Origin of the sequence: Proteus cibi (genome assembly GCF_003144405.1) — a bacterium.
GTDB lineage: Bacteria > Pseudomonadota > Gammaproteobacteria > Enterobacterales > Enterobacteriaceae > Proteus > Proteus cibi.
The window spans coordinates 62,511-80,754 of the sequence record NZ_PENW01000027.1; the positions used below are offsets into that span (position 1 = coordinate 62,511).

The 18,244-nt window shown below is 37.2% G+C and carries 6 protein-coding genes; 5 read left to right on the forward strand and 1 reads right to left on the reverse strand.

The window, feature by feature from the left end:
* Window positions 1-304 precede the first annotated feature (304 nt).
* The 3 genes from DK865_RS15045 (at window position 305) to DK865_RS15055 (ending at window position 15,786) form a co-directional block, all read left to right on the forward strand.
* Complete coding sequence (locus tag DK865_RS15045; RefSeq protein ID WP_228407798.1) at window positions 305-1,984, forward strand: ShlB/FhaC/HecB family hemolysin secretion/activation protein; 1,680 nt, start codon at window positions 305-307, stop codon at window positions 1,982-1,984.
* Between the two features lie 81 nt (window positions 1,985-2,065).
* On the forward strand, window positions 2,066-15,295 hold the full coding sequence (locus DK865_RS15050) for a two-partner secretion domain-containing protein (RefSeq protein ID WP_109392277.1): 13,230 nt from the start codon (window positions 2,066-2,068) through the stop codon (window positions 15,293-15,295).
* On the forward strand, window positions 15,292-15,786 hold the full coding sequence (locus tag DK865_RS15055) for a lytic transglycosylase (protein WP_109392278.1): 495 nt from the start codon (window positions 15,292-15,294) through the stop codon (window positions 15,784-15,786). The genes DK865_RS15050 and DK865_RS15055 overlap by 4 nt, the downstream gene beginning before the upstream one ends.
* Before the next feature lie 280 nt (window positions 15,787-16,066).
* Here the strand turns inward: DK865_RS15055 and DK865_RS15060 are convergent, their stop codons facing one another.
* Entirely contained in the window at window positions 16,067-16,489 is a 423-nt protein-coding gene (locus DK865_RS15060) for a helix-turn-helix domain-containing protein (RefSeq protein ID WP_228407799.1), read from the reverse strand.
* Between DK865_RS15060 and DK865_RS18760 the strand changes: the two genes are divergently transcribed.
* Window positions 16,459-17,478, forward strand: a complete 1,020-nt coding sequence (locus tag DK865_RS18760) for a DUF6862 domain-containing protein (RefSeq protein WP_069368302.1) — start codon at window positions 16,459-16,461, stop codon at window positions 17,476-17,478. The two genes, DK865_RS15060 and DK865_RS18760, sit on opposite strands and share 31 nt — an antisense overlap.
* Window positions 17,462-17,938, forward strand: a complete 477-nt coding sequence (locus tag DK865_RS15070; protein ID WP_109392280.1) for a hypothetical protein — start codon at window positions 17,462-17,464, stop codon at window positions 17,936-17,938. Before DK865_RS18760 ends, DK865_RS15070 begins: the two co-directional genes overlap by 17 nt.
* Window positions 17,939-18,244: the final 306 nt, after the last annotated feature.

The following is an 18,244-nucleotide window of genomic DNA, read 5'->3' on the forward strand; positions in this document are numbered from 1 at the left end:
CGTGGTTTAATTTTAAATACAATTTATTTTAATTTTTATAGTTTATTAAGGCTTACATTAATAAATTTATTAAGTGATTTTTGTTATTATATAAGGCTGATTTTTTAACCTAGGCTGATTTTTTTAATCTTTATATTGCTGAAATTGCGTTATTTTATTTGTTATTCAATTTCTAATATTTACTTTACATTTTTTAATATCAATAATATTCAAGATTAGATGTATCCTAAATAAATACAATTAAAAACACAGATTCTGTTTATTACATAATATGAAAAAAATTATACTTTTTTTAAAGTTATGGGTGTTTTTTACACTATTTAATATTCCCATATCTTCAGCCGACGCTTCTGAAAAAGCGACGGAAATATTTAATCAACAACAACAGCATAATCAAAGCCAACAAGAAGCGCTTTATCAGCAATTAACACCAGAAATACCGAATATATATTTTGATATTAGCCAATATGAAGAAAAAGAGAATAGAACAAAAGAAAAGCGCTGTTTTACAATCGAACACATTGAGATAACTAATGCAGAGGTTATTCCTCATTGGGTTAACTTGGCTCTTTTTAAGTCTGAATTTATAGGGCAATGCTTGGGGATAAACGGAATAAATACCGTCGTCACTCGCATGCAAAATCGCTTATTAACGCATGGGTGGATCACCACGCGTATTGTGGTGCCTGAACAAGATATTAGTCGTGGAACATTATATTTAACAATAGTCCCAGGTATTATTCGTAATGTTCAGTTTACTGATGACTCAGATAAATACGCCTTACTGTATACCAGTATGCCTGCGCATAAAAAACAATTACTCGATTTGCGAGATATTGAACAAGGGTTAGAAAACCTACAGCGCTTACCCGTTGTTAGTGCTGAAATGGAAATTAAGCCAGGCGAAAATGCGGGTGAAAGCGATATAGTGATAAAACGAAAACAATCACGTTTCTGGCATACTTCATTGTGGGTCAATGATGCAGGATCACCAGCAACAGGGCGTTATCAAGGTGGTTTAATGTTAGCACTAGACAATCCTTTTGCATTGAGTGATTTATTTTATTTGTCAACAGAGCGTGATTTAGACTTCGCTGGGAATAAAAACAATCAAAATATGATGGCGCATTATTCAGTTCCTTTGGGCTATTGGCTGTTTGATATTAATGCCTCTAAATATGATTATTCTCAAACAGTTGCAGGTCATATCAAAGATATCCTTTATTCAGGAGAAAGTGACAGTATTAATGTGGGTGTGTCATATACCCTTTTTCGTAATCAAAGCAGTAAAACGACATTACGTTATGGTGTTCAAGCTAAAGTATTACGTAACTATATTGATAATACTGAAATTGAAATACAGCGCCGAAGAGTCAGCTCTTGGTTAATTAATTTATCGCATCGCCAATATTTCTCTTTTGCGACTTTTGAAGGTAGCGTGAATTATCAACGAGGAACGCGTTGGTTTGGTTCTGTTCCTGCTTATGAAGAAGCCTACCTAGATAATTATTATGCAACAGATAAAGCGGATATTTTGACATGGCGAGCGGATTTAGAAATTCCTATATTAATAGGGCAACAAGCATTTCGTTATCAAGGGCACTATCGCCGACAAATGACCCATGATCCATTAACCGCAATAGATAAACTGTCTATTGGTAACCGTTGGACAATTCGTGGTTTTGATGGTGAACGAACATTAAGTGCCAATGAAGGTTGGTATATACAAAATACGTTAAGTTGGCAATATCCTTCTACAGCGCATTTTGCTTATTTAGGGATTGATTACGGTAAATTAACGGATAATACGGACAATCCTCGATTATTAGGTAAACATCTTGCTGGTGGCGTTATCGGAATAAAAGGCTCACTATTCTCATCAAAAATAAAGTATGACACTTTTATTGGTACACCATTATCAAAACCGGATGGTTTTAAAACGGATCACGTTAATTTAGGATTTAGCATTCACTTTAATTACTAAAATATAGCATTAACTAAAATATTAAATAAAAAATAATAATTAAATGAAATTTATATTGTCTTTTAGGCAAGGATCTTACACATGAATAAATTATGTTATCGCGTTATTTATAATCGTACTCGACAATCAATGGTTGTTGTTTCTGAATTAACTAAATCTTGTGGTGAAAATAATAAGCGCAATACTCTTTTTTCATCATCCATTAAATGTTCGCTAAATAGCGTGGCATTTATTTTATTATTGATGCAAGGCATGGTCAGTTTTTCTGTGCAAGCCAGTCAAATTATTGCAGATCAACATGCGCCAAATAACCAACAAGCAACGGTATTACAAACCAGTAATGGCATAGCACAGGTTAATATTCAGCAACCTAATCAACATGGTGTTTCACGAAACCAATTTACGCAATTTGATGTTGATAATAAAGGTGCGATCCTCAATAACAGCTTACAAGATACACAAACACAATTAGCTGGAATGGTGACGGGAAATCCGTGGCTGGTTAAAGGCGAAGCGAATGTTATTTTAAATGAAATTAATAGCCAAAATCCTAGTCAACTTAATGGTTTTATTGAAGTCGCTGGTAAACGAGCGGAAATTATTATCGCTAATCCAGCGGGTATTAGTTGCCAAGGCTGTGGCTTTATTAATGCCGTAAATACCACTTTAGTTGCAGGTAATGCATTAACACACGACGGCGCAATTTCTGGTTATGAAATAAATAACGGAAAAATAATTATTTCTGGTCGTGGTCTAAATGATAGCCAAAGTGATTACACGCGTATTTTAGCGCGTGCTGTAGAAGTTAACTCACGTATTCAAGCTAATAACTTAGAAATTACGACGGGTAAAAATAAATTAGATAATAATGGCAATGTGATTAACCAAGATAATTCGGTAGCGAAACAAAATGATTATGCCATTGATGTCGCACTGGTTGGGGGTATGTATGCCAACAAAATTAAACTGGTTGGCACAGAACATGGTATTGGTGTGCGCAATGCAGGCGAAATTGGTGCTGAAGCTGGTGGTTTAACACTAAATCAAAACGGTCAGTTAATAAATACCGGGCTAATTCAGTCTAAAGCACAATTACAAATTAATACGGTAAGTGTAAATAACCAAGGTGTGATTGCAGGCGATAAAAACCTAGCGCTAAATACCACAGGTGATCTTGTTAATAGTGGCACACTGCAAGCTAAAAATAATATTCAGTTAAAAGCAACAGAAAACGTTTCTCAAACCGCATCAGGCAAAATAGTCGCTCAAGAGAATATTCAAATTGATGCTAAAGGTTATTTGGCAACACAAAAGAGCCAACTCGGTGCTGGTGTCAATAATAGCGGTAATGCCGTTAATCCTGCCTCGTTAACATTGCACATAGCGGATGATATTGTTTCTGCTGGTCAGCATTTAAGTGGCGATAAAATTAACCTCACGGCTAAAAATGTTGATATTTCAAACAGCAAAACACAAAGTAAAGATCTACACATTACGGCATCAGTAGGGCAAATTAAAACAGAGCTCGCCCAAGTGAATGCCAATACAGTCATGCTTAATGCCAAAACAGAGATTATTAATCGTAAAGGCGAAATTAGTGGCGATAAGCTTCAACTTATTGCCACTAATCTGATTGATAATAGTGAGGGTAAATTAAGCCAATCAGGTAGTCATGATTTAAAACTCAATTCTATTGAACTCAATAACCAAAAAGGAGAGATCAATACCGCCGGAAATCTCTCTTTAAATCATCAAAATCTTAATAATCAACGTGGTGATATTCAAAGTCTTGGTCGCCAATTAATAATTAAAACAAAGACACTGAATAATCAGCAAGGCACAATATCACTGCCTCAACAAGGTGCTATCACGCTACAAACTGAAACGCTATTAGGTAAAGAAGGTTCCCTATTAACAACGGGGCAGCTTTCTCTGCAAGGGCAATATTTAGGTTTAGAAAAAGCCACAACCCAAGCGAAAAAAATAGAAATTAATGCAGTTAATCTTAACCATAATGACGCTAATTTAAAGCAAACAGGTACTGAATTAACATCGATTAACGTAGAAAAAACACTCAGTAACCAACGCGGTAATATTCAGACACAAGGCGCATTAACACTCAATGCTCAAGAGATAGATAATACACAAGGTGAGGTAAGAACCTTAAATCAAAGTCGCCTAGATATAACCGCCAAAGACGCCATTATTAATAATAAAGGTACGTTGATATCAGCGGACACTCTTAAACTTAATGCCAATATATTAACTAACCAGCAAGGCAATATTCATGCTGATAAAGCCATTGCTCTTACCCTGAACAATAAGCTTGATAATAGTGCTGGGAAAATTGTCAATAAAAGCAATAGCGAAATAAAAGCGAGTATATTAAATAACACCAAAGGCGAAATTGGCGCTAATGGGTTAAATATCACTTTAACGGGATATGCAGATAACCAACAAGGTGCAATAGTTTCGCAAGATAGACTACGATTAACGGCAAATAACGTTGATAACAGCCAAGGTATTATTCAATCAGAAAAATCCTTGTGGTTGGCAACTCAAGGCGGCGAGTTAAATAACCAAAATACACATCAATCTGGCGGTATTATTAGCCGAGAGGCGTTGCATCTAGACGTTGGTGATATTAACAATAGCCAAGGGGTTATCAATGCTAAAAACAGTATTGATCTCCAGAGTAAAACGGTTAATAGCCGACAGGGTAAACTAGTTACGCAAGGCGATTTTACTGCTAATACTCAAGGTTGGAATAATACATCAGGGTTAATACAAGCATTTAATATCACCATTAACTCAAATAACCAGCCGTTAATTAACCGTGATACACAAAAAGATCAAGGTATTCAGGCAACACAAAACTTACTACTGAATACGGGATTATTAGATAATAGCCAAGGTGATATTAGCGCGAGTCAATTGCAATTAAGTACAGCCAAAGCCGGTTTTATCAACCAATTAGGTCGATTAACTTTATCTGATAATGCAACGTTAAAAACAGGTGCGATAAATAATCACGCTGGGCTGATTATTACCGGTAAAGATCTCATTATTGATAGCCACCAGCAAAAAATAACGAATAGTGAAACACAAAAAAGTGGCGGAATAGTTAGCCAAGGTGGATTAAATATTCACAGTGGCGATCTTGATAATCAGCAAGGGCAAATTCTAGCCAAGCAGCAAGTTGATTTGCAAACTAACATCGTGACTAACCAATCAGGTCAAATCCTTAGCGAGTTAGCGAATTTAACATTAAAAGGAATATCGCTAAATAATAGCCAAGGGCATCTATTTTCTCCTCAACAATTACAATTAACTTTGCGTGATAACCTGATTAATCGTCAAACAATTGAGGGTAATAAAGGTATCGAAACAAAAGGGACATTAACTATTAATAGTGGTGATATTGATAGCACGCAAGGTCGTCTTGTTTCCGCTGAGCAGTTAACTGTTAAAAGTGGCAATTTAATCAATCAACAAGGCATATTAGGCAGCCTAAATAGCGATTTATCAATTACCAGTAAACAACTGATTAATGATAATGGTTCAATCAGTGCCAATAACATCACCATAAATACCCAAGGTGAGCGTTTAAGTAACCAAAGTACGAAAACCAATAGTCAGATTTTTAGTAAAAATACACTCAATATTACAACGGGTGAATTAGATAATACCAAAGGCAAATTGATTACTAATGCTTCAGTTAATATTTTAACTAATGGCGAATTAAACAATACCCAAGGAGAAATAAGTGCTCTTGAGACGTTAGAAATTAAGACAAAAGAAGCGTTAAATAATACGCAAGGATCACTTGTCTCTAATAAATTAATGACGCTTATAATGGGGAGTGAGTTAAATAATACTAAAGGAAAAATCACTAGCCACGATGCATTATCCATTGAAACACAAGGAAAATTAGATAATACACTTGGTGAAATAATTGCGCGCAATAGTGCGAATATTTTATCTTATGGCGATTTAATTAACTATCAAGGTCGTTTAGGAAGTGAGAAGTCATCACTGATTTTAAATACACATCAAATTGACAACCGTAGTGGAGTTATTTCTGCTCAAGGTTCTCTTAATTTAGATTCAAATAAATATGCTATCGATAACTCGCAAACCTTGAAAAGTGGCGGAATTGTTAGCCAAAAAAATATCACCATTGATAGTGGCGAACTCAACAATCAAGATGGTCAGCTAATTGCAAAATACAATGCAATAATCAATACACATCAGCAACAAATCATCAATAATAACGGTGTTATTTCCGCTGATAGTGGCACAATTTCTATTGATTCAGCCTCAATCAAAAATATTTCTGGGTTAGTTTACTCCCTAAAAGAGATGGTAATTAATACCTACGGAAATGTTATTGATAATAGCAACAGCAAAAATAAGGGGGGTATTTTAACCAAAGCTAATTTAACGCTTAATGCAGGTAATATTAACAATAATAAAGGGAATTTAACGGCTGAGAATGGTAGCAAAATTACCTTCAATCGGTTAAATAACCAACAAGGTAAACTAGCAAGTCTTAAGCAAAACTTAGTATTAGAAGGCCGTGAACTTGATAATGATGAGGGGGTGATCTATTCGTCAGAAAAACTGCAAATAGAATTATCTGATCAATTTAGTAATAACAATACACTAAATGACCTTGGTGTCATCAGCCATAATGATATCGAAATAAAAGCCAAGTCATTGGATAACCAGCAAGGTCGCATTATAGCGAAACAAGAAAATAAGCTGACATTAGGTAACATTAATAATAACCAAGGCACATTAGCAAGCCAAGCTGGAAAACTGGTAATAGAAAGCGCTCAGTTACTTAACCAATCAGGATTGATCACAGCCAAAACAGAATTAAATATTAATACCAACAGACAGCAACTAGATAATACGCAAGGTGTATTAGCCAGCCAAACAGGCAAGTTAATTATCGCCAGCCATGAACTATTAAATCATGCAGGGTTGATCACGGCGAATACAGCATTAAATATTAGCACTGACAAGCAGCGCATTGATAATAGTGATACGGCAACAAGTGGCGGTATTATAAGTAAAGGCGAATTAGAAATTAACGCCGGTAATATTGATAACCTTGAAGGTAAAATCACGTCAACGGCTAAACAGTCACTGTTTGTTGAAGATATCAATAATAAGAAAGGTAAGATTGGTAGCATAGAAGAACGGATATTAATCGAAAGTGGTGCTATTAATAACCAAAATGGTCTTATTACAGCCAAAACGCAATTAGATATCACAACGAAAAATAATCAATTAGATAATAGCAACACGTTGTCTCAAGCAGGGATTATTAGTCATGGGGTATTAAACCTTGTAACAGGTAATTTAAATAATCAATCTGGCTATATCTTTTCTGCTAAATCCTTATTGCTTAATAACTTAGGAATGAGCAACCGTGGTGGCGAAGTTATTAGTCAGGCAAACGGCTTTAAGTTAACGACTCAAACGTTAGATAACCAGCAAGGCACACTCTATTCAGCCAGTAATTTCACTTTAGATACACAAGGCTATGAATTAAACAATAGTCAAACGCTATCGGGTGGCATTATTAGCCAAGGAAAATTAGACCTAAAAAGTGGTGAGCTTAATAATACTCAAGGACGAGTGATTTCTGATGACGACTTAAATATCTCTAGCGCAAAACTGATTAATAACCAAGCACAACTAGGCAGCAAGCAGGGTGGGTTAAATTTAAAATCAGCTGAAATTGATAATAAAAAAGGTGTGATTAGTGCGAGTCAAAATGTCGTTATTAACACGCAGAAACAGAATATTAATAACCAAAATGGGCTAATAAGCGCATTAGCTAACCTGACTATTTATAGTGGGCAATTGGTTAATCAAGCAGGCAAAATAACCACTAATAAGCAAGCAACTATTAATGCAGCCGATCTTGATAATAGACAAGGCAGCATCGCCAGTAATAGCCATCAATTAACCATTAATGCCAATAATATAAATAATGCGAAAGGGCTAATTTATGCCGTTAAAGCGCTCACCATTAATGCAGATGGCAAGCTAACGAATACGGATAACAACGCGATAGCGGGCATCATTACTCAACATAATCTGAACGCCACGGTTAAGCAGCTAGACAACCAGAATGGGTTAATTTCCGTTGCGGGTATGCTGAAACTCATTAGCCCTGAAAAATTAAATAATCAGCAAGGTCTAATAACGGTGGGTCAAAAAGCAGACCTACAAACAGAACAGTTAAATAACTATCAAGGAAAAATCTCTTCTGGCGATTTATTAACAATTAGCCACTCCAATACGCCACTTATTAATCGTGAAGGGACGCTTGTATCTTCTGGTGCGATTTCATTAAACAGTGGTGATATTGATAACCAGCAAGGGAAAATAACCGCACTTAATGCAGTCACCATTAACAGTGGCGAGTTGCAGAATAATCAAGGCACCATATACGCCAAAAAAGAGTTAAATATCCATTCTCAAAAATTGGTTAATACTGATGGATTATTGCAATCAGATAGTCAGCTTAAGTTAAATACCAGACAAAATGATCTGATCAATTTAAATGGTAAAGTTATTGGTACGACAGAAACCCAACTTAACGTTGCAGGGCTTAATAACCAAAAAGGGCATATTCAAGCTACTGACAAACTGGATCTTCAGTTAAATCAAAGTGAGTTAGATAATCAGCAAGGAACACTTTTATCAGCAAATAACTTACTGATTAACGGTAAGAGTATTGATAACCAACAAGGTGTTATTCTTGCGGGTAACAATACTGAAATTACGCTCAGTCAGGGATTAAATAACCAGATAGGACAGATCCAATCTCAAGAACAACTCACTGTAACGGCTCAACAGCTTGATAATCAGCAAACAGACGATGAAAATCTAGGCTTAAAAGCCAATAATATTCATATTGTAGTGAATGATTTGCTTAATCATCAAGGTGTTATCCAAGCCAGTGAACAACTCAAATTAATCCCTGCTGAAAACCTTAATAATCAACATGGCTTGATATCTGCTGCAATGTTGGCTATTGAAGGTAAAAATGAAAATAAATTAGCTATTGATAATAAAAAGGGGCTGTTAGCAGCGACACAACAGCTCCGTTTATGGGCTGAAAAGCTGAGTGGTAATGGCGAAATTATTTCGGCTGGGGATAGTGAAATTCAATTAAAAACTGCTTTTAAGTTAGAACAAGATGCCACAATTAAATCGCAGAACGCTTTAACACTCTCTTCAGATGATGAAATGCATAACGCTGGATTTATTTATGCGGGTGAGCAGATTTCACTTCAAGCGACGAACTTAAATAACAGTGAGTCAGTAATCCCAGTAGAAAGTGATGATTTAGTTACGACTCGTAGCAAAAGAAGTATTGATGATAATGAAAAACGTAATGGCGAAATTAGTGCTAAACAGTTGACATTAACTATTTCAGAAAAATTGCAAAATACAGGATTGATTGATGCTTTTGGCGGCACACTCACATTAGTAGCTCATACAATTTATAACCAAGCAGGTGGACGAATTTATGGTGATAATATCCAGCTAAAAAGTCACCAATTTGATAATTATGCACAGCTTAAAGATATTGCTCCAGTATTAGCCTCTCGAGAAAACCTACAGCTATTCAGTAATACAATAAATAACCGTAATCACGCTCTTATTTACAGTGGTGGTGATATGGCTATTGCGGGTTTTGAAACAGAAAACTTGCCAGAAAGTGTTGCTGCTGATGTATTAAATAATGAAAGCGCATCAATTGAAACGAGTGGAAATTTATTCGCTCATGTTTCAGAAATTAATAATCGTGATCTCTATTTGAAAATAAGTGATCCCGAAAAAGTGTCTGAAATTCCTATGTATCAATTTGGTGTTGATTATAGTAGCGATAAATTTGATTCTGATGATGAGCGAATTTGGTACAACATCAAAACTCGTGAACATTTATTAAATATTAATGGTCACCAATATAAAAATTTTTATGAGTTTAAATATAAGATAATTACAGAAGAGTCAAAATTATTACATCGTGATCCGGCATTAATATTGGCGGGTAAAGATATCACTTTAAAAGGTGATAATTTAAACAATATTGATAGTCATATTATTGCAGGTGGCAAACTGATTATTGATGGTATGCATATTAATAATCAGGAAACCGCAGGTCAGCGTATTGAATACCATGAAGGTACGGTATATAAGCATCGTGAGCCAGGTAAACGTAAAGGGTTTCGTGGTAAAAAAAGAAAGAGCTCATCTGAAAGTAGTCCTTATGGACCCTTTGAAGTGGTTAAATCCTTACCATTAGGATTACTTGAATATAAAGAAAATACCGATCTCACTTCAGATAAACGCCCTGAACTAAGTGAACAGAGTGAAATAAAAGTATTTACGACACGAAGATTTGGTCGGTTAATGGCTCATCATAATCAAGTCGATGTTGATACCGCTGAGTTAATCGCTATTACGCCTGAAAAAACAGATTATGATTTGGGTGATGATCTATCGTTAACAAAATATAAAGAGAGTTTATTAACAGACCAAGGTGATATTGATCTCTTTGATAAAATAACTACCACAAAACTCGATGATGCGATTAATGGTAATCAATCGACAGAAATTGTATTAAAAAGTGGTGATACAATTTCCACATTTAACGCGGAACAAACCGTAATTACGCAGCCTGATAACGTATTACCAGAAGTAAAACGCTCAGAGAAACACCCTGAGCTTCCTATTGGTAAAGTGATTACCGTTCTTCAGTTAGAAAAACCAGCTGAAGAGAAAACCATAGACGTTAAAATTCAGACCGTAGCGCCTATATTAACGCTCCCTGAAAACCGTTTATTTAATGTCAATAAAGGAACCGATAGCCAATATATTGTTGAAACTGACTCTCGCTTTACCAATAAAAGAGAGTGGTTAAGCTCAGATTATATGCAAAATGCATTATCTGTTGATCACAATAATACGCATAAACGTGTTGGCGATGGTTTCTATGAACAACGCATAGTCCGTGATCAAATTATTCAGCTAACCGGTAATCAATATCTTGATGGGCATAATGACAACGAACAGCAATATCACGCTTTAATGGATGCGGGTATTCGCTTTAGTGAAGAGTTTGGCATTAAACCGGGTGTGACATTAACCGCTGAACAGATGGCAATGATCACGACGGATATGGTGTTATTAACCAGTAGAGAGATCACATTACCTAATGGCTCCGTTGAAAAGGTATTAGTACCCCAAGTTTATGCGCGTGTTCTACCGGGTGATTTACAAAATGGTGGTGCATTACTTTCAGGTAGTGAAGTTATTTTAAATAATATTCCTGAGTTAAAAAATGAAGGCACAATTTTAAGTAAAACAGGCTTACAAGCTTCAACCAATAATTTAATTAACCAAGGATTAATTAAAGGGCAAACGGTAGATTTACTTGCGTTGCAAGATATTAAAAATGAAGGCGGACAAATTGCAGGACAAAACCGGATTAATCTGCAAGCAGGTAATGACATTATTAGTACAGCAACCGTATCGGGTAATAGTACCGACCAATGGCTAAACCGTGGTGCAGCTATTTATTTAGAATCACCCGATGGTGAGATGGCATTAAAAGCAACGCGCAATTTAGCGTTAACAGCAACAGATATTTTAGCAAGTGGTGATAACAGCCAATTAGCGTTAACCGCAGGTAAAAATATTGAATTAGGTACTATTCATACGCGTCGCCAAGAGAATATTGATTGGGATAGTAATAACTATCTGCATAAAACCACTGAAGAGGAGATTGGATCTCATCTTTATGCGGGTGATATATCAATAATATCGGGTGAAGATATTCGTCTTACGGCAACGGATATTCAAGCAACAGGCTCGCTAGGATTAAGTGCAGGTAATGATATCTCATTACAGAGTGGTTATTCCTCTATTGACCAAATCGCACACAGTGTGACGAAAGATAAATCGTTTGGCTCTTCTGAAACGCGAACAACGCATGCTGAAATTCATAATAAACAAGCAACGGGAACACAGCTAAAAGGAAATGAAATTTCTATTTCTGCTGGCAATGATTTAATTGCACAGGGCGGTGAGATTATTGCGACACAAGATATCAATCTTGATGCGGGTAATCAATTATCGCTGACTACCGCAGAAGAGCTTGCTTTCCAATCTTATGAAGAAAAAATTAAAAAATCAGGTATTGGTGGTACTGGTGGTATCGGCTTTACTGTAGGTAAATCTGCATTTGAGCAACTTAATAATAGTAATGCTGTGACTCAAAAAGGCAGTGTGATTGGCAGTACGGATGGCAATATTCGCATCACTTCAGGGGATAATCTCACCATTGATGGCAGTGAAATGATAGCCAAAAAAGAGATATCTCTTACAGGGGATTCTGTTGATATTCTGGCTACCGAAAACAGTTATACCGAGCTAAGCAAAACCAAAACTAAGCAGAGCGGTTTTACTGTCGCACTAAGTGGTACTGCAGGAAGTGCAATCAATGGCGCTATTTCAGGTTATAAGGCATCTAAAGAAGCTGATGATAGCCAAATTAGCACACTTCAAGGCATTAAAGCGGGGCTTTCGGGGGCTCAGGCAGCAGGTGCGGTTGCATTAGATAATGCGCAATCTGGCACTGATAATGAAAGCACAACGTTGATTGGTGCCAATGTTGCTTATGGTCAAAGTTCCTCTGAATCGGAACGTATACAGCAACAAGACATCGCCCAAGGCAGTAGCTTAAGCGCAGGTGAAAATCTTTCTATTACAGCAACAGGAAAAGAGCAAGGCGATATCACCATTACCGGCAGTGAGCTACAGGCTGGTGGTGATCTTACCCTAAGTGCTACGCGAGATATCACATTACAATCAGCTAAAAACCAAGAGACGATAGACAGCAAAAACAGCAGCAAAAGCGCCTCTGTTGGTGTAGGCGTTACAGTGGGCTCGGGTGGAGTCGGGGTAAATATTAATGCCAATGGTAGCCGAGCGAAAGGCTTTGAAGAGGGCGATCACACCTATTACACCAATAGCACATTAAATGCAGGACAAACGCTCACATTACAAAGTGGTCAAGATACGACCTTAAAAGGCGCTCAAGCGCAAGGCGATAAAGTCCTTGCTAAGGTGGGGGGGGATTTACATCTTGAAAGCCAGCAAGCGATTGATGACTACAAATCGAAGCAATCGAGTGAAAGTGTCGGTGGTAGTGTCAATGTGATGGGCACACCGGGTGGTTCGGCAAATATTTCGTTTAGTCGCGATAAAATGGACAGCAAATACCGTTCAGTAGAAGAACAAACGGGCTTATTTGCAGGCAATCAAGGGTTTGATATTAGCGTGGGTAAACATACCCAGCTTGATGGTGCAGTAATTAGCAGTACCGCAGAAGCTAAAAATAATCAGCTCGATACAGGTACATTAGGCTTTAGTGATATCCATAACTACGCAGAATATAAAGTTGAGCATCAATCTGGTGGTGTAAGTACTTCAGGTGGCGTTGAAGGCAATATGCTGGCGAATATGGGGCATGCATTAGCCATGGCAGGCAACCACAGTGACAGCGCTGAAAACACCACCCAATCTGCGATATCACAAGGCACATGGACAGTGCATGATAGCGATAATCAACAGCAAGATATTGCGCAATTAAGCCAAGATACCGATAACGCCCACAGTACGTTAAATAAAATTTTCGATAAAGAGAAAGAGCAAAATCGCCAACAGAAACAGCAGTTAGTGGGTGAGATTGGCGCACAGATTATCGATTTGGCAACCACGGTTGATACTATTCGTGGCACCAATATTGCCAAAGACGAGTCAACATTAAATCGCCTTTCAGACACTGCTTATGATGATATCTATCAAGCACTTTCAGAAACTAACGATAACGTTACTGAGCGTGATGTTCAAAATTACCTCTTCCAACAACGCTTACAAGATTATACCAACCAGTCTGACTTTGGCACGGGCGGTAAATATACCCGAGCTATTCAAGCAGTCACGGCATTTACGCAAGGCATTATGGGTAACAATATTGTTACTGCGATTGCTAATGGCTCAGCCCCCTATCTTGCCAATGAAGTAAAAAACCAAATTCAAGGCAATAGTGTTGAAAGTGATATTCAGCGCACCCTTGCTCACGGCTTGGTGAATGTGGGTCTTGCACTGGCAAAAGGCGAAAATGCGGCAGCACAAGCCGCTGGCGCGATGACTGGCGAAACCATGGGTATTTTATCGCACTCACTTTATGGCAAAACCCCCGAAGAACTGACTGAGTTTGAAAAGCAAAATATAAGCGCATGGGCAACGTTAGCTTCAGGCATTGCAGGTGGGTTAATCAGCGATAATAGCGCCGGCGTCGCCAATGCCGCCCAAGCCGGGAAAGTGGTGGTTGAGAATAATTCGCTGACCGGAGATAAAACCCGTGAATCCCTGAAACAAAGTAATGAATGGTGGAAGCAGAAAGTCAGGGATACACTGGGTGAAAATCTGGCATCACAGGTGGCTAATGGTATACTGAACGCAATTGCTGAAACCGGGGATGCCGCGTTATTTGTGGGTGACTCAGCTTTCGATGCTACAGCGGTGGTCGTTACTTGTGGTCTGGGGGACAGTTATTGTCAGCAGGCAATAAGTGACTTAAATAAAAAAGATCAGACTGTCTCAAATGCGGTGAGTGCACTCATCAACGGAGAAAGCTGGAAGGCGGTTAAAGATACGGCTAATAAAGCCGCCGAAGGTGATCAGAAAGCACTGGAAAATCTGGCCGGAATGCTGACAACTATTTTAACGCCGGCGAAAGCGTTGACAACGGTTGAAAAAGGCGCTGTTTTGGCTGAGAAAGGTTCAACTGTTATCAGTGGTAAGCCTAAATGGTTGAAGGATATTCAGGCGGGTAATAAATTTAATGCTGAACAGTCAAAAAACTATCCGTATAATGAACTGTATGTGAATAAACCTGATGGAAGTGGCTATTATCGTGTTGATTCATATAACCCGGCTACAGGTGAAATTGTATCTCGTAAATTTACCCAATTTTCTGAGATCACTGAAACAACTGCAAAAAACTATATTCACGAGGCGGTAAATAAATACCCAGCAGGGGCAACGATATCTAAGGTTCCATCCAGTGGACCATTAGCTGGTAGTCAGCTAAAAGGTGCAAATATTTTGGAGGTTCCTCCTCAAAATAAACCTATACCTCAACCTGTACTGGACGCGGCTAAAAAAGCTAATGTGATGATCCGGGATATAAATGGGAAAATATATAAATGAACCAGAATGTTTTTTATTGTAAGGAATGGTCGATTGGATATAAGGAGCCAATTGATTTATATAGTGAAAATAAAGCTCGAAAAAAACATGAATTTGGTGAGCTCTACACGGTACTCATTGGTTCAGATGTAGAACCCTCATGCTTTATTAATATAACTAAAAATGCAGGGTGGGTTAGTGTTGGTTTTTTAGATCAGGAGTTAAGAGAGTATTTGTTCTATAGTTTTAAAGTGATCAATGATAACAAACTATTTCTCTCTATGGCAGTTCACCGTGAATTTGCTAAGAATGAAGGTGAAGGTGCTGGAATATTGAACGTATCAAGTGGCACAACTTATATTTTTAATGAAGACGGCAATACTATTGTTAGAGAAGAACAGTTTAATCCTTATAAACTGGAAGAAAGTCAGACAATGGTTGATATATCAGGTAATTACGAAAAATTTCCCGAGTTTGGTAAATACGATCTTCTGATACGAAAAGAAAGGTAATATTATCATCACCAAAGGGCGCAAGACATAACACCAATTGTGCGTAGTCGCTGTTTTCAGACTACGCATAATTTCCGAGTGTTATGTTGAATTGCCGGGAGGCTATTTACCCGTGGTGATGATGTGATAACTTTTTTAATTATGCTAATACATATCGACTGTAATTGTATGGTAATACAGAATTTTTATTTAAAAAATAAAAGCCTCCCTTAACCTTGTGTTAATCACACAGGGTTATTTTTTAGCGGTCAGTCTTCCTTTAACTGTCCGGATATCAAACTTAGTTAATCAGTTGTTTCAGTTGGTTTTGTTTAACAGCTATATCCATAAAACGACAGATAATTTCCTGCTCATCCGGCTTAAGTTCATCCACCTGTCTGTAAAGTTCTTTCAACCGTTTATTTTTTATCTCAAAAACAGGTTTTTCCGGTCCTTGTTCACCGTAAACCAACTGGTCTATGGTGACTTCAAGAACCTGTGCCAGTTTGATGATGTACTCAAACTGAGGGCGTGATTTTCCCTGCTCCCAGCGTCCCACCATTCGGGGCTGAACATCCAGCATATTAGCCAGTGCCAGCTGTGTCAGTCGGCGTTGCTTATGGATAGTTGAGAGGTTTTTGCCAAAATCGGTCATAGATAAACAAGGTGGTGGTTGAGAATAATTGGTTGAGCGTGTCTGAAAAGACAGAGCTCGAGATAGCAAAAAAGACACTTAGAAATAGTACAGATCCAATAGAACGAGAGAAAGCGCAGCAGAAATATGATGCACTGCGTGAGAAGGATATCGTTAGTGATCAGAAAGTGATTGATGCATGTAATAACGGTAATGCGGCTAGTAGTGGATGTGCTCAGGCTCGTCTGGATGTGATTACCGCGAAAGGGGAATATGAAAATACGGGTAACTATAATTCCAGAGCTAGCCAACAGTATGCGGATGCCTATAGCAAGATAACAAGTCTGTTGAGTATGACTAGTGTTGATGCGCAGAATCAGAAACAGGTGCAGGATGCGATGGTGAATTATGCCATGGTGCAGCTTAGCGTCGATAAGCCCACAGCAGAGGCTTATATTAAAACCTATGATGGAATGAAAATAATTAGCGCGTCAATGACGCCGTTAATAGGTTCAGTCGCTGCGAGAAAAATAGAAACTCTAGTGAGTCAACAGAGGTTATCCAGTAATTTTTCAATTCACTCGTTACCAGATGCTCATGGTCGAGAGCATATAACTGCGGTTAAAGGCGATGCTGCTATACCTGTAGATAAGATAGAAATATGGCTTAGAGGCAAAGCAAAAGGAGATTTAGAATCGTTATTAGTAAGGCAATCAGTGTTAATAAATGAAAAACGTGATAACCAAAGAGCTTTTGCTAAAGATCCGAATAAACCAAAGGAATTGGGTAAAATCAGTACTCATATAGAAGGAATTGGGCGATCACGAACAATGGGAATGGATCTAGAAAAAATAGGATTTAATGATACAAAAGAAAATAATAAATTTATAATAGATAAATTACTTGATACTGCAAAAATGGTGACACCAGAGAATCGTTGGACATCAATAGTATTAAAAAGTCAAAATGGTAGCAATGAATCTGTTCGTATAAATGCTGTATGGGTAATATTACCAGATGGTTCAAAGCGCTTATCAACAGTGACGACAGGAAGATTTTTAAATGAGAAAAAAAGTTGAAAAAATAAAATTAGGATTAGATAGTTATCTTAAAAATGGGTATTTAGATATTAATTCCTTTGAAAATCCTGATGATGAGGCTGCTAATGCACTTAATGAGTTATCAGTTCTAGATGGAGAGTTATGTGATAAATATTGTAAGGTTATTATAGAGTCATCGAGAATAGGAGATGATTTTTTAAAAGCACGTTGTTTATCACTTTTATTTGATGTGAATAAAGAATATGCATTAGACTATATTAAAAAAAATGTGGAATGGATGTCTCCATCTATATTATCTACAACGATGATTGGATTATCAATTAATAGCAAAGAAAAGTTAAAAATAGAAGGTATAAATGAATTAATTTCTAAGATTATTATTCGCTATAATGATCTTTCTAATGATTCTTTTTGTAAGGAGTTATTAGCTCCTTCTCATAAGTTTTTCCAGGATAGTTTTTTTCAGAAATTGAATTGATGGTTAATAAATATATTTTATATATTTTATAAATTTAATAATAAAAATAAAGTAACACTCTGTCTCAATAATCTGGATAATTAATTGCCTGTGCTTAATGCACAGGCCTACCTACACCTGCTACCCAGCCACAAATTCTACCATTTTCAGCAAGTATGACAGGATCACACCAACCAGTCTGATTTTGGCACGGGCGGTAAATATACCCGAGCTATTCAAGCCGTCACGGCATTTACGCAAGGCATTATGGGTGGCAATATTGTCACCGCGATTGCTAATGGCTCAGCGCCTTATCTTGCCAATGAA